Below are 687 nucleotides of genomic sequence, written 5' to 3'. Positions count from 1 at the left end.
GTCCGCGGCGCGGGCGGGTGCGACGGCGTCGCCCACGACCCAGAGGGCGTGCGGCGCCTCGGTGCCGAGGTCGCCCAGCCCGGTCGGCCACCGGGGGTCCTCCGGGACGAGCAGGTCCCCGCCCCGCGTGCGGTGCCCGTCGAGGGCCCGTGCCGCGTCGACGGTCGCGAGCCGGGGGCGCCACCGCTCGAGCGCCGCCGTCAGCCGGTGCACGGCCCGCGGCGACCCCGGGAGGGCCCGGCCCGCCCCGAGCAGGGCGGTGGGGCTGCCACCTGCCGCCTCGACGACGAGGCGCCAGGCGTCGACGGGACCCATCGCAGCCGTGAGCGCTCCCGCGACGGTGTCCCCCGGTTCGGCCAGCCGGCTCCACGAGGCGCGCGCGAGCAGGAGCTCCTCGACCGGTGCCCCGCTCACGCGCCGACCTGCCCGCGGGTGCGGAGCAGCAGCGCCTGACCGACCTCCTCGCGCCCGGGCGCGTCCCGTCCCGCCAGGTCGGCCAGGGTCCAGGCGACCCGGAGCACACGGTCCACCCCGCGCAGGCTCAGCGCCCCGCGGTCGAGGGCGCGGTCCAGCGCCTCGACGGGCACGCCCACCTGGCGACGCAGCCAGGCCCCCGGCACCTCGGCGTTCGTCGTCCAGGTCGTGCCGGCCAGACGCCGCCGGGCGCGGTCCCGCGCGGCGCGCACG

Annotated in this window: 1 protein-coding gene and 1 pseudogene; both read right to left on the bottom strand. The window is 81.1% G+C overall.

The features are described 5' to 3' along the window. Positions 1 to 414, bottom strand: a pseudogene (locus tag N866_RS17050) (DNA-processing protein DprA); the annotation flags it as partial. Beyond that, positions 411 to 687: magnesium chelatase subunit ChlI family protein (locus N866_RS17045; RefSeq protein ID WP_034228739.1), on the bottom strand; the 277-nt coding region annotated here is incomplete at its 5' end. The pseudogene N866_RS17050 and the gene N866_RS17045, both read right to left, overlap by 4 nt.

Source organism: Actinotalea ferrariae CF5-4, assembly GCF_000603945.1.
GTDB classification, from domain to species: domain Bacteria; phylum Actinomycetota; class Actinomycetes; order Actinomycetales; family Cellulomonadaceae; genus Actinotalea; species Actinotalea ferrariae.
This window is presented reverse-complemented; position numbering and strand designations above follow the sequence as displayed.